Source organism: Fructobacillus durionis (assembly GCF_900112405.1).
In the GTDB taxonomy this organism is placed as follows: domain Bacteria; phylum Bacillota; class Bacilli; order Lactobacillales; family Lactobacillaceae; genus Fructobacillus; species Fructobacillus durionis.
Genome location: NZ_FOLI01000003.1, coordinates 80,536 through 93,187, shown reverse-complemented (window position 1 = coordinate 93,187; position 12,652 = coordinate 80,536). Strand labels below are relative to the sequence as shown.

Below are 12,652 nucleotides of genomic sequence, written 5' to 3'. Positions count from 1 at the left end.
CTTCCTTTCCATAGAAAGGGCCACCTGGAAATTACATTCCAAATGGCCCCATTGCATTTATTCGTTTAAGAACGATTCAACATCCAATGACTTGGCATCAAACCAGAGCTTATCGAGGTGGTAAAAGTCACGGGACTCTTCATCGAAGATGTGAACAATCACATCACCAAGGTCCAAAACAACCCAGTGTGCCTGATCCAAACCTTCGATATGACCGATTTCAAAACCAGCCTTCACAACATCTTCCTTTACTTCGTTGGCAATGGCTTGAACCTGTCGAGTTGAGCCTGCTGATGCCAAAACAAAGTAATCAGCCAAAAGGGATACGCCCTGCATATCCAAGGCAGAGACGTTTTCTCCACGCTTGTTATCAATGGCATTCAACACCGTCTTCAACAGTGCTGTGTTTGTTTGTTCAACCATAAATTCTCCTCTTAATCCTTCAAGTACATCGCCCAGTCGTTATAGGCCTCAAATGTCTTGGGATAAATCACTTTTTCTTTTCCTGCTAAAAATGATAGTGTGTGTGCCAACTGGTAGAAGACGCCCTGGTCCAAGGACTTGTCCGTAATTTGACGGGCCTCTTCCACACCAGGAAAGTCACGGCCTTCTTCAAGGTAATCGGCCATAAAGACCACCTTATCCAAGCCCGTCATTTCCTTGTGTGTACCACCTGTTGTGTGCAAACGCACAGCCTGCAAAATGGCTGGGTCATCAATGCCCAAATCGTCTTTAATAAATTCAGCACCAACAACACCGTGCCAAACGGCGTTGCCCCAGTTTTTCAAATCAGGATTCAAACCGGACTTATCAATCTTCTTTAAGAAGTCCTTCTTTGACACTTCCTTGGCATAGTCGTGAACCAATCCGGCAACTGCCGCCTGGTTAACATCGACCCCATTTTGCTTGGCTAACTTGACTGCATAGTCTGAAACTCGTAAGCAGTGCTCAAAACGATGCTTGGACAAATTCTTGCCCACCCGCTTTGATAATGCTGCTAGTTCTTTTTCATTCACCGCTGCCATGTTCATCACTCCTTAAGCTAATTTGCTTACTTCAAGTGAGTACTTCATGTACTTCGCTTCCTTTGCTTCTTGGTACAAAAGAACTGTCTTTCCAATTACCTGTGCAACGGTAATTGATGAGTTATCTTCAATGAAGGCAGCCAGTTCTTTGGCTGATACTTCAGCACCCTGTTGGAGGTTGACCTTCATCAACTCACGCTTGGCCAAAGCCTTTTCAACTTCTAAAAGCCAGTCCTCTGAAAGACCCGCCTTCCCAATTGAAAAGACCGGTGTCATCTTGTTTGCTTGTGAACGCAAGTAGCGCTTTTGCTTTCCAGTTAATTGCATTAAATCATTGCCTTTCTTAAGAACACTGAAACTGCCGCTGGAGCATAAGCCTTAACGGTCACACCCGCTGGGATGGTAATGAAGCCAAGACCAGCAAAGACCAAATCGGCCGTTGTCTTCGTTCTGAATTCATGACCAACTAGGCCAGCTTCTGTATTCTTTGGTACGGGTGCCAAAAGGCCACCCTGATGTTTTTCATAAAAGTCGTCTGCGCCTACCATCTTAGTTCGGTGCAAATTCAAATTATTTTCAAAGTAAAATGTTGCGGATGTCTTAGAATCCTTCAAGCCGGATACCAAGTCAAAACGAGCAAGCCCACCGATAAAAATCGTCTGCTCATCGTTCAACTGGTAAGTACGGGCCTTAATCTCATTCTTTGGCAAAACGTACTTCAAGTCCTTATCAGAAACTTGGTGTGCGTATTGGTCCGCTTTAATAATTCCCGGCGTATCAATCAAGGAATGGCCATCATCCAAGGGAATGGCAATCTGGTCCAAAGTCGTTCCAGGGAAACGAGAAGTGGTAATCAACTCCTGAACCCCTGTCTTAGACTTAATGATTTGGTTGATCAACGTGGACTTTCCAACGTTTGTTGTACCAACAACGTAAACGTCCCGGCCTGCCCGCAAGTCATCGATTTTCTCCAAAATCATGTCCAAGTTAGCAGGATGAGCCGCTGAGGTTAAATCGACATCGACTGGCTTAATCCCCTGCTCTTTCAGTTGACCACGAACCCAGTCTTTAATCTTATGATCTTTCAAAGACTTTGGTAGGAGGTCGACCTTGTTACCAACCACGTAGATTGGGTTATCGGTACCAACGAAACGTGGCAGTCCTGGAATCGTTGACCCTGAGAAATCAAACAGGTCCAAAACGTAAACAATCAATGCTTTTGCTTCTGAAACTTGGTGCAAGAGCTTGATGAAATCATCATCAGTTAGTGAAACCGGTTGAATTTCATTATAGTGACGCAATCGGAAACAACGCTGGCAGAGCAATTGTTCTGATTCCAACTGCTTCTGTAAAGCAGACATTGGAAGGTAACCGGCTTCTTCTTTATCTTTTACCTGCATTAAAGCACCACAACCAATACAGTAGAGCCCCTCTTGCAAGGCTTCTTCTACTTCTTCTTTTGTTGCGATAACTTGCTTCTTTTCTTCTTCCATGAAGACCTTAATCTTTCTTTGCTTCAACAGCCTTCGTTAATGAATCATAAAAAACGAGGCCCTTTTTTCTATAGATAATTTTTTTGGCCTGATTTTCAATAAAACGGTTGACCCATGTTTGCCACATATCAGACTCAATTAAACGTTCCACCAACACCGATTTTACACCGGCTAAGTGAGAAGCCCAAACGTCGGTCAACATTTGATCACCAACCATCAGAACTTCATCCTTCTTTAGGCCACGTTCATGCATCACCTTCAAGATACCGCGGGGCATTGGCTTTAATGACCAAGCCGTGTAATCAACGTCTAAATCGCCCACTGCCTTCTTGACACGGTCCCAGGTGTTGTTTGACACCACAATCACGTCAATACCCGCGGCCTTTGTTTCCTTCAGCCACTCGTGCAATTCTGGTGTACCCTTTGGATTATTCCAGGCTAAAAGTGTGTTATCCAAATCGGTCAACACAGCTTTGATATGGTGTTTTTTTAATTCATCAACTGATAAATCGTAAACAGATTGTACACAGTATGTGGGTTTTAAGAAGTTCAAGACCATTTTTCTACTCACTTTATGATTTAAGCCCTATTATACACGAAAACAGGCTTCTTCTGGAACAAAAAAAGACCCCCGAAAGGGGTCTTTTAAATCATTCAAACCTTTGGATTAGTACCAACCGTTTGATTGGAAATGTGCAATGGCATTTGCAACTGAACCATAGCGGCCTGCAATATAACCTTGCATTGCCTGCAATTGAACAGCGTAGTTACCATGGTAGTCTTGACCAGGAGCATAAGTTGCATATGCTGATGGAGACAACTGTCCGATTCCGTAGAAGGAACCGTTTGAAGCATTAACATTTCCGCCAGATTCACGTTGGATCAACCAGTTAATATCACCGGAAGCATCAGAAGAAGTTGACGTTGCAGTCGTAGTAGCGGCGGCAGGTGCTGCCGTTGAAGTCGTTGTAGTGCTTGATTGGGTGCTTACCGCAGTCGTAGTAGCTTGGCTTGATGACGCAGAAGACGTATCAGCTGCTGCTTGGCTGGAAGTATCTGTCGTCTGATCTGATGTATCTTGGGAAGATGTATCAGTATCAGCAGCTACTTCTTGACCGGCTGCCGTAGTTTCTAAGCTCTTAATGTTATCCAATGATGAAACAGCAGTTTTAACTGTCTTACCATTGACAGAGCCAGATACCTTAACGGCTTGGTCGGTCGTGGATTTAGAACTATTAAATTGTTGGTTGACAGCTGTCAATGCAAGACCGGCAACCGCAATACTTGTAAGTAAAATTTTATTAAACATCATGTCTTACAGTATCCCTGATAAATATTATCTGAAGATTAAACTCGGAATCTCACCCGTTTAACCAAGGAATAAAGTAATCAAACCTCCGTTGTATATCCGTTCAACAACCGCGAGTAGCGGGTGCTTGTGTGGTGTTCTTTATCTATTTTTCTTATTCAACCAGTAATATGCTGGCCAACCCAATAATACAATTATAACGGAAACCAACACTCCATGCAAATCGTTGGTTAATTCTGATACTTCAACATAGATTGAACCAAGGATAGCAATGATTGGAATCACTGGGTAGAAAGGCATTGAGAAGTCACGGTGTTTTCCTTCTGGGTCTTCCTTACGAAGCTTGAAGGCGCCGATAAATGCCAAAATATAAAACAAGAAAGTAATGAAAACAGCGTAGTCAGTCAATTGGTTTGGATCAGTCAACCACATCATGGCATAACCAATCAAAATCAAGAACCAGATAGCGTTGTTTGGTGTCTTTGACTTTGCATTCAACTTTGCAAAAGTCTTCGCGAATGGGAAGTCACCCTTACGAGCCATGGCAAAGAGCACACGGGGGAAGGATACGACTTTACCGTTCAAAGTACCAAGCAATGAAATCAAGATAGCAACCGAAAGAATACGGCCACCCCAGAGCCCAAAGGCTTGTTCAGCAACGTGAACAGTAGCTGATGAACCAAGTGACACAATCTTGTCGGCTGGCAAAGCACGGTAAGTACCGTATGACACACCAACAAAGGCCACAATAACAATCAAAATCCCATAAACAATCGCCTTTGGCATCGTCTTTTGTGGGTTACGGATTTCACCAGAGATGTTCGCCAACGTTACCCAGCCATCGTAGGCAAAGAGTGTTGACAAAACCGCAACGCCGAAGCCACCACCACTTGTTTGCATGGCAGTTGATACAGTTTGCGTCAAAGCGTCTTCCTTACCGAAGAACAAACCGTAGATAATCAAAGCGACGATTGGCACCAACTTAATGGTCGTCGTCAAAACCTGGAAGGATGCTGAGTTCTTGTTTGGCAATGAGTTAATCAAGCCAATGAAGCCTAATCCAACCATTCCCATTGGTACTGACCACATCTTATCAATTCCAAACAATGAGGCACAAAGCAAACCAAGGTAAGCTGAGATAGCCCCCATCATGGCAGGTCCATAGAAGATAACCTGCATCCAGCCGGCCAAGTAACCAACCGTCTTTCCATAAAGCTTTGTCAGGTAGATGTAGATACCACCTGTTTCGGCCATTTGTGACCCAACTTCAGCAACAGTCATTCCCGCTGTCAAAGTCAAAATTCCACCGGCCAACCAAGCAAGTAAGGCCGAGGATGTTGAACCAGCCGTTTGTAACACTGATCCTTGCTTAAAGAAAATTCCGGAGCCAATAATGGTCCCAATTACTAACGCGAGTGAGGACCAGAGACCGAACCCCCGGTTTAATTCTTCTTTTTCCATTCTGCGACCTCCTTTTTCTGCACAGATTTCAATAGAAACTATTTTAACATGATTTTAATGTTAATGTGCAGAAAGCTTTTGTATAAGAATTTGTGAGCAAGGAAATAGTCAAAAAAATAGGCGATAAAATCGCCTATTTTATATTGATTCAATTAACTAAAGACCGTGCAAAAATTCTTTTTTCACATTGTTTTACTTCTGTTCCGCCTTCGCCCGTGCAATATCACGGTCCATAATTTGCTTCAGGTATTTAGCGGTGTAAGAGTCCTTGCTTTTGGCGACTTTTTCAGGAGTACCCGTGGCAATGATTTGACCACCACCGGCACCACCTTCAGGACCAAGGTCAATAATCCAATCCGCAGACTTAATCACGTCCAAGTTGTGTTCGATCACGACAACGGTGTTACCAGAATCCACCAGACGGTTTAGGACGACCAGGAGTCGCTCAATATCGTCCGTGTGCAAACCAGTCGTTGGCTCATCCAAGATGTAGATGGTTTTACCGTTGGTCCGACGATGTAGTTCAGAAGCAAGTTTCATACGCTGTGCTTCCCCACCAGACAAAGTAGTAGCAGACTGACCCAACTTCACATAGCCCAAGCCGACATCGACAATCGTCTGCAAGCGGCGAGCAATCTTTGGGATGGGTGCGAAGAAGTCCAAGGCTTCTTCAGCCGTCATGTTCAAAACATCTGAGATGGTCTTACCCTTATAGGTCACTTCCAATGTCTCAGAGTTGTAGCGAGTCCCATGACAAACCTCACAGGCCACGTAAACATCGGGCAGGAAGTTCATCTCAATCTTGATAACCCCATCACCACGACAGTTTTCACAACGGCCACCCTTCGTGTTAAAAGAGAAGCGGCCCTTGGCGTAACCGCGGAGCTTAGCTTCGTTGGTTTCGGCAAAGAGGGCGCGAATGTCATCAAAGACGCCGGTATAGGTGGCCGGGTTTGAACGAGGCGTACGACCGATTGGTGACTGGTCGATGTCGACCACCTGCTCAACATTTTCGACACCCTCAATCTTGCGGTAGGCACCAGGCTTATTCGAGTTCTTATTCAACTTCTGCTTCAAAGCCCGCTTCAAGATCATATTGACTAGCGTCGACTTTCCAGAACCAGAAACCCCGGTCACGGCGACGAATTCCGCCAATGGGAACTTGGCCGTTACGTTCTTCAAGTTGTTTTCCTTAGCACCACGGATGACGATTTCCTCGCCATTGCCCTTGCGCCGTGAATCAGGAACTGGAATAAACTTCTTTCCTGACAGGTACTGTCCAGTCAGGGACTTGGGGTTCTTCTTGACCTCTTCTGGCGTTCCGGCGGCCATAATTTGGCCTCCAAGGCTTCCAGCACCCGGACCGACATCGATTAGATAATCGGCGGCGTTCATCGTATCTTCATCGTGTTCCACGACAACCAATGTGTTGCCCAAATCACGCATAGCCTGCATGGAAGCGAGCAGCTTATCGTTATCACGCTGGTGCAGCCCAATGGAAGGCTCATCCAAAACGTAGAGAACACCCGAAAGGTTGGCCCCAATTTGGGTAGCCAGACGAATACGCTGGGATTCACCACCAGAAAGCGTGGCAGCTGATCGCGACAAAGTCAGGTAGTCCAGACCAACGGATTGCAGGAATCCCAATCGATCACGAATCTCCTTCAAAATGGGCTTCGCAATCTCTTCGTCCTGCTGCCCCAGGATAATACCGTTGAAGTAGTCAATTTCATCGTTAACGGGTAGGTTGGCCACGTCCCCAATGTTTTTACCAGCCACCTTAATTGAAAGGGCTGCCTTGTTCAAACGGTAACCGTGACAGGCGGGACAAGTCAACTTCGTCATGTACTGAGCCATGACGTCACGAGTGAAGTCCGAGTTTGTTTCCTTATAACGACGGGCAATGTTGTTCATCACTCCTTCGAATGGCTGATCAACATCACGAACACCACCAAAGTCAGAATTAAAGTGGAAATGGAAGTTCTTCTCACCGGAACCGTAAAGCACCAACTCCTGGTCCTTTTTAGACAAGTCTTTAAAGGGTACCGTCATATCAATGCCGAACTGGTCACAGAACTGCTCCAGCAAGGCTGGGTAATAATTGGATGAAATAGGATTCCAAGGTGCAATGGCTCCGTCCTTCAAGGACAGGCTATCATCTGGAATGACCAAATCAATGTCGACTTCCTGGTTCGCACCCAATCCTTGACAAACCGGGCAGGCACCATCCGGTGCGTTAAATGAAAAGAGTCTTGGTTCCAAACGGCCAGGACGGAAGTCCTTTAGTTCACCTAAGTAGTGGTCAGACATCCGGATTGGTTCTTGGACTTCTTCATCACCACGGGCGACCGGTTCCAAAACAACCAAGCCGTTTGCTAGGCCAGTGGCCGCTTCGATTGAATCAAAGAGACGGGAACGGGAACCATCGCGCATCACGACACGGTCAACTAGAACGGAGATATCGTGGAACTTGTTCCGGTCCAGGGCTAGGTCGTCCTGCTGGTCTAATTCGATGATTTCGCCATCGACTTTGGCACGGAGGTAACCCTGCTTTTGCATCTTCTCAAAAGTCTTCTGGTGGGTTCCCTTCTTATGCTCGATAATTGGCGCAAAGACCTGCAAACGAGTCCCTTCATCCAAAGTCTTCTGCACATAATCGACCATCTGGTCGATGGTCTGCATAATCTTAGTGCCGTCCTTTGGGTCGTCCGGCTTACCAACACGGGCAAAGAGCAAACGGAAGTAATCCGCAATTTCTGTGACCGTTCCCACCGTTGAACGGGGATTATTGGAGGTCGTCTTCTGATCAATCGAAATGGCTGGCGATAAACCATCGATTGAATCAACGTCGGGCTTGTCCATCTGTCCCAAGAACTGACGGGCGTATGCTGACAGTGATTCAACGTAACGGCGCTGTCCTTCGGCGTATAGAGTATCGAAAGCCAATGAAGACTTTCCAGAACCGGACAGTCCGGTCACGACCGTTAAGGCATCCTTTGGGATATCAACATCAATGTTCTTTAAATTATGGGCGCGAGCACCACGAATTTCAATTTTATTCTTTGCCATCTTTTCCTCTACTTGTTAAAAAGCCCATCACTGGGCTTTTTCTTTCGATTCAGGGCGAACGAATTAACGTCCAGCCTGCTTTTTTAACTTCATAATGTTATCACGAACCTTTGCCGCCGTTTCAAAGTCGAGCTCCTTGGCGGCAGCCTTCATCTGGTTAGCCAGGTTCTCTAGAATATCAGTCTGATCCGACTTTGGTAGGTCGGCAAAGTCGACTTCGGTCATGTCAACCGACTCGGCCACTTCGGCCGGCTTATCCGCACGAATCAAATCACGGATATCCTTCTTAATCGTCTGTGGCGTAATACCATGTTCCTTATTGTAGGCCATCTGGATTTCACGACGACGGGCCGTCTCATCCATGGCTTCCTTCATGGAACGGGTTACCTTGTCCGCGTACATAATAACATGTCCGTGGGCGTTACGAGCAGCACGCCCAATCGTCTGAATCAAGGAACGGGGGTTACGCAAGAATCCTTCTTTATCGGCATCCAAAATGGCCACCAATGATGTTTCAGGAACATCAATTCCCTCACGAAGCAGGTTAATTCCAACTAAAACGTCGTACTTACCCAAACGTAACTCACGAATAATCTTCGTTCGTTCCAAAGTCTTAATATCCGAATGCAGGTAAGCGACTTTAATACCAACATCCTTTAAGTAGTCCGTTAAATCTTCAGACATGCGTTTGGTCAAAGTGGTAATGAAGACACGCTCATCGAGTTCGACACGCTTGTTGATTTCACCAACCAAGTCGTCAATCTGTCCCATGACTGGGCGAACTTCCACTTCAGGATCGAGCAAACCAGTTGGTCGAATAATCTGCTCCACAACATCCTTTTTAGGTACTCGTTCCAATTCGTAGTCACCAGGTGTCGCAGACATATAAATAATCTGGTTCACGTGCTTTTCAAACTCTGGTAACTTCAAAGGACGGTTGTCCAAAGCCGATGGCAAACGGAAACCGTAATCGACCAAGGTCTGCTTACGGGCCTTATCACCGTTGTACATCCCGCGGACCTGTGGCATGGTTACGTGACTCTCATCCACAACAATCAAGAAATCGTCGGGGAAGAAGTCTAACAGCGTGTATGGCGCTTCACCCTTTTCACGGCCATCCATCCAACGCGAATAGTTTTCAATACCAGGAGTGAAGCCCATTTCCTGAAGCATGGCTAAGTCATACTCCGTCCGCTGACGGAGACGCTGTGCTTCCAAGAGCTTCCCCTCTTTTTCGAATTCCTTCAGCCGTTCGTCCATTTCCTCACGGATTCCAACCAAGGCCTGTTTCATCCGCTCGTCATCGGTCATAAAGTGCTTAGCTGGGTAAACAGCAACATAGTCCTTTTCCGAAACAATCTGCCCGGTCAAGGCGTTGATTTGACGAATCCGGTCGATTTCGTCACCAAAGAATTCAATTCGTAAGGCCAACTCGTCTTGTGATGATGGAAAGATTTCAATCACATCGCCACGGACACGGAAGGTTCCACGTTGAAAGTCGATGTCGTTACGGGTGAATTGCACATCAATCAAATCGTGCATCAACTGGTTGCGTCCGTACTCGTTACCAACACGCAAGGAAATCACGTGGTTCTTATACTGGTGGGGATCACCCAAACCAAAGATGGAAGAAACCGAAGCAACGACAATGGTATCGTTACGCTCAAATAGCGAAGCGGTCGCCGAGTTACGTAACTGATCAATTTCATCGTTGATAGCTGAATCCTTTTCAATGAAAGTATCAGACGATGGTACGTAGGCTTCGGGCTGGTAGTAGTCATAGTAGGAAACGAAGTATTCGACCGCATTATGGGGGAAGAATTCCTTCAACTCGGAGTATAACTGACCGGCCAATGTCTTATTGTGCGAAAGAACCAAGGTTGGCTTATTGTTTTGAGCAATGACGTTGGAAATGGTAAAAGTCTTACCGGTCCCCGTGGCACCGAGCAAGATTTGCTCCTTTTCACCATTTTTTAAACCTTGTACTAATTTGTTGATGGCCTTTGGCTGATCACCAGTCGGCTGATACTTTGATACAACATCAAAGTGCTCATCTGTTCTCTTTGGTTCTACCATGAAGCCCTCCAAAAAGTTTAAATCTTAATTTTTAGTATAACAAAAAACGAACAAATGTTCTATATCAGACATTTGCTCGTTTTTTTATATTATACAGTCAATCACTTCAACTCTGGCGCGTCCGTTTCGTAATCCGACGTTGTCGACTTACCTCCGTTCTTGGCCAATACTGAAGTTGGGTTTGACTTTTGATTCTGCTTTAACAACTTCAAAGCTGCTGCCTTTTGATAATCATAGGAAGACTTGTTAACCGTGTAAGCATTCATACGAGTCTTATCGAAACGTAGAAGATCCCCAGTAATCACTTCGTCAGAATATGACAAGGACTTATCGGCATAGTTCTGGACCCGCTTAGCAGTTGCCTTCAAGGCTGGATTACCAGTCATGGATAGCTCCTGACCAGTCTGGGTGTTGTAGTACTCATTCCGGTACTTCGTGTAGGTTGGTGTTACCCAATCGCCGTTTCGGAAGACGACAATCTGCTGGTTCTGTGGCGACAACAGGTCGTGTCCAAAGATGGTCATGCCGTCGGTTGAAACACCCAAGAGGTGCAACAAGGTTGGCATCATATCAATTTCACCACCGTAGGTATGGTTAATGCCACCCTGCAAGCCAGTGCCATGAATCATGAATGGCACCTTCTGGAAGTTAGCCAAATCATAATTATCGACGGACTTCTTACCTAAGAGCTGTGCAATGGCTGGCTTATGGTTTTCGGAAATACCATAGTGATCACCATAGAGAACAAAGGTTGAGTTATCGTACAAGCCAGCCTTCTTCAGGTAGTTCATCAGCTCACCAAATGATTGATCGAGGTAATGGGCAGTCTGCACATACCCGTCCACCGTGGAATCACCCGTTTGAGTTGCTGGGAAGGTAATGTTTTCCTTATCCAATGAGTATGGATAGTGGTTCGTAACCGTAATTAGCTTTGCATAGAATGGCTGAGGTAACTGCTCGATGTACTGAGCTGAATCCTTCAAGAAAATCTTATCCTTCAAACCGTATCCAACTGAATAGTTGGCCTTTTCTGAATTTGGATAGTAGTTCTTTGAGAAGAAGTAGTTATAACCAAAGGACTTGTAGGTGTTGTTACGATTCCAGAAGGATGGCACATCACCGTGGAAAGCAGCCGACGTGTAACCCTGCTGGCCCAAAATGGCTGGCATGGCTTCAAAGGTGTTCGCCGTTCCATACTTGGTCATGGCTGAACCAGTTGATAATCCGTAAAGGGAGTTTTCCTGCATCATTTCAGCATCGGAAGTCTTTCCCTGACCAACCTGGTTATAGAAGTTATCAAATGATAATGTATTTTGATCGTGGTAGAAGGCGTTCAAATTTGGTGTTACTTCCTGACCATCCACCTTGTAATCAATTAGGAACTGCTGGAAGGATTCCAAGTGAATAACGAAAACGTTCTTCCCCTTCTGCGTTCCATAGTAGGAAGCGTTAGCAGGGATGTTGTTCTGGTTAATGAAAGCTTGGACCTTCTTCAAATCGCTGGCAGAAGCTTCCTTACGGGAGTCTGACTGTTTCTTTGTTTGAAAGGCGTTGAATGCGGCGTACTCATTTAAACCAAGGTACTTCACAATGTAGTTGTTATCAAAGGAACGGGTCAATAGACCGGAACGGTCAACTGAAGCAATTCCAAAGTCAACAAACATCAAGGCGATTCCCAAGCAGGTTGTCAAGAAGGCATAACGCTTGGCAATCCCCTTCTTATCAACTGGCCAAAACTTGAAAAGCAAGCAAACAGCCAGGATAACCACATCAAGGTAAACCAAGAAATCAGTTGGCCTAATAATGGCTGCAATCGACTTGCTTAAGTTATTTCCAGTTGATGAACCGGAACCGATAATTCCAAAGGACAAGAAGTCCGAGAATTCTCGGTAGTAAAGCATGTTGGCAAAAAGCCAAATACTCTGAATCAAGTTAAAAAGCCAAACTAAGAAGTAGGCAACCTTTCCTCTAAAGTAAAGAGCAATTCCAAGCAAAATGATTGCCGTTGGGATTGGATTTAGCGCCAACAGGAAGAGTTGAACAGGACCTGATGCTCCCAAAGAAAAGTTAAAGAAGTAATTAACGTAAGTTTTTAGCCATACTAAGAATAAATTTAATAGGAAGAATCCGGTAATACCAGACCACCAAGCAGCAGGCTTAACCTGCTTTTGACTTGCATCTTTTTTCTTTAGCATCGATTTATTAAACATCTTTCATTC

At 45.3% G+C, this 12,652-nt stretch carries 10 protein-coding genes; all 10 read right to left on the bottom strand.

The window, feature by feature from the left end:
* Positions 1 to 57 precede the first annotated feature (57 nt).
* The 10 genes from rsfS to BMZ93_RS03795 all read right to left on the bottom strand — a co-directional run bounded on the left by rsfS (position 58) and on the right by BMZ93_RS03795 (position 12,643).
* Positions 58 to 423 carry a ribosome silencing factor gene (gene rsfS, locus BMZ93_RS03840; RefSeq protein ID WP_091502391.1) on the bottom strand — a complete coding sequence of 122 codons (366 nt, stop codon included), beginning with the start codon at positions 421 to 423 and terminating at the stop codon, positions 58 to 60.
* A gap of 11 nt (positions 424 to 434) precedes the next feature.
* Positions 435 to 1,025, bottom strand: a complete 591-nt coding sequence (yqeK, locus tag BMZ93_RS03835; RefSeq protein ID WP_091502389.1) for a bis(5'-nucleosyl)-tetraphosphatase (symmetrical) YqeK — start codon at positions 1,023 to 1,025, stop codon at positions 435 to 437.
* A 12-nt stretch (positions 1,026 to 1,037) separates the two neighbouring features.
* Positions 1,038 to 1,352, bottom strand: a complete 315-nt coding sequence (gene yhbY, locus BMZ93_RS03830) for a ribosome assembly RNA-binding protein YhbY (RefSeq protein WP_091502387.1) — start codon at positions 1,350 to 1,352, stop codon at positions 1,038 to 1,040.
* Positions 1,352 to 2,518 (bottom strand): ribosome biogenesis GTPase YqeH, encoded by a 1,167-nt coding sequence (yqeH, locus tag BMZ93_RS03825; RefSeq protein WP_091502444.1) that lies wholly within the window; start codon positions 2,516 to 2,518, stop codon positions 1,352 to 1,354. The genes yhbY and yqeH overlap by 1 nt, the downstream gene beginning before the upstream one ends.
* Positions 2,519 to 2,525: 7 nt before the next feature.
* Positions 2,526 to 3,077 carry a YqeG family HAD IIIA-type phosphatase gene (locus BMZ93_RS03820; RefSeq protein ID WP_091502386.1) on the bottom strand — a complete coding sequence of 184 codons (552 nt, stop codon included), beginning with the start codon at positions 3,075 to 3,077 and terminating at the stop codon, positions 2,526 to 2,528.
* Positions 3,078 to 3,185: 108 nt separating this feature from the next.
* Entirely contained in the window at positions 3,186 to 3,830 is a 645-nt protein-coding gene (locus BMZ93_RS03815) for an aggregation-promoting factor C-terminal-like domain-containing protein (protein WP_244269343.1), read from the bottom strand.
* 138 nt (positions 3,831 to 3,968) lie between these two features.
* Positions 3,969 to 5,288 (bottom strand): APC family permease, encoded by a 1,320-nt coding sequence (locus tag BMZ93_RS03810; RefSeq protein WP_091502384.1) that lies wholly within the window; start codon positions 5,286 to 5,288, stop codon positions 3,969 to 3,971.
* Between the two features lie 192 nt (positions 5,289 to 5,480).
* Complete coding sequence (gene uvrA / locus BMZ93_RS03805) at positions 5,481 to 8,357, bottom strand: excinuclease ABC subunit UvrA (RefSeq protein ID WP_091502382.1); 2,877 nt, start codon at positions 8,355 to 8,357, stop codon at positions 5,481 to 5,483.
* A 63-nt stretch (positions 8,358 to 8,420) separates the two neighbouring features.
* Positions 8,421 to 10,433, bottom strand: coding sequence for an excinuclease ABC subunit UvrB (uvrB, locus tag BMZ93_RS03800; RefSeq protein ID WP_091502380.1), 2,013 nt, complete (start codon positions 10,431 to 10,433; stop codon positions 8,421 to 8,423).
* A 101-nt stretch (positions 10,434 to 10,534) separates the two neighbouring features.
* Positions 10,535 to 12,643: an LTA synthase family protein gene (locus BMZ93_RS03795; RefSeq protein ID WP_244269342.1), complete on the bottom strand. Its 2,109-nt coding sequence runs from the start codon at positions 12,641 to 12,643 to the stop codon at positions 10,535 to 10,537.
* Between the last annotated feature and the right edge of the window lie 9 nt (positions 12,644 to 12,652).

Bases quoted from the DNA above. Each gene is read 5' to 3' on its own strand.
- rsfS (WP_091502391.1), bottom strand. From the start codon at position 423: ATGGTTGAACAAACAAACACAGCACTGTTGAAGACGGTGTTGAATGCC.
- yqeK (WP_091502389.1), bottom strand. From the start codon at position 1,025: ATGGCAGCGGTGAATGAAAAAGAACTAGCAGCATTATCAAAGCGGGTG.
- yhbY (WP_091502387.1), bottom strand. From the start codon at position 1,352: ATGCAATTAACTGGAAAGCAAAAGCGCTACTTGCGTTCACAAGCAAAC.
- yqeH (WP_091502444.1), bottom strand. From the start codon at position 2,518: ATGGAAGAAGAAAAGAAGCAAGTTATCGCAACAAAAGAAGAAGTAGAA.
- BMZ93_RS03820 (WP_091502386.1), bottom strand. From the start codon at position 3,077: ATGGTCTTGAACTTCTTAAAACCCACATACTGTGTACAATCTGTTTAC.
- BMZ93_RS03815 (WP_244269343.1), bottom strand. From the start codon at position 3,830: ATGATGTTTAATAAAATTTTACTTACAAGTATTGCGGTTGCCGGTCTT.
- BMZ93_RS03810 (WP_091502384.1), bottom strand. From the start codon at position 5,288: ATGGAAAAAGAAGAATTAAACCGGGGGTTCGGTCTCTGGTCCTCACTC.
- uvrA (WP_091502382.1), bottom strand. From the start codon at position 8,357: ATGGCAAAGAATAAAATTGAAATTCGTGGTGCTCGCGCCCATAATTTA.
- uvrB (WP_091502380.1), bottom strand. From the start codon at position 10,433: ATGGTAGAACCAAAGAGAACAGATGAGCACTTTGATGTTGTATCAAAG.
- BMZ93_RS03795 (WP_244269342.1), bottom strand. From the start codon at position 12,643: ATGTTTAATAAATCGATGCTAAAGAAAAAAGATGCAAGTCAAAAGCAG.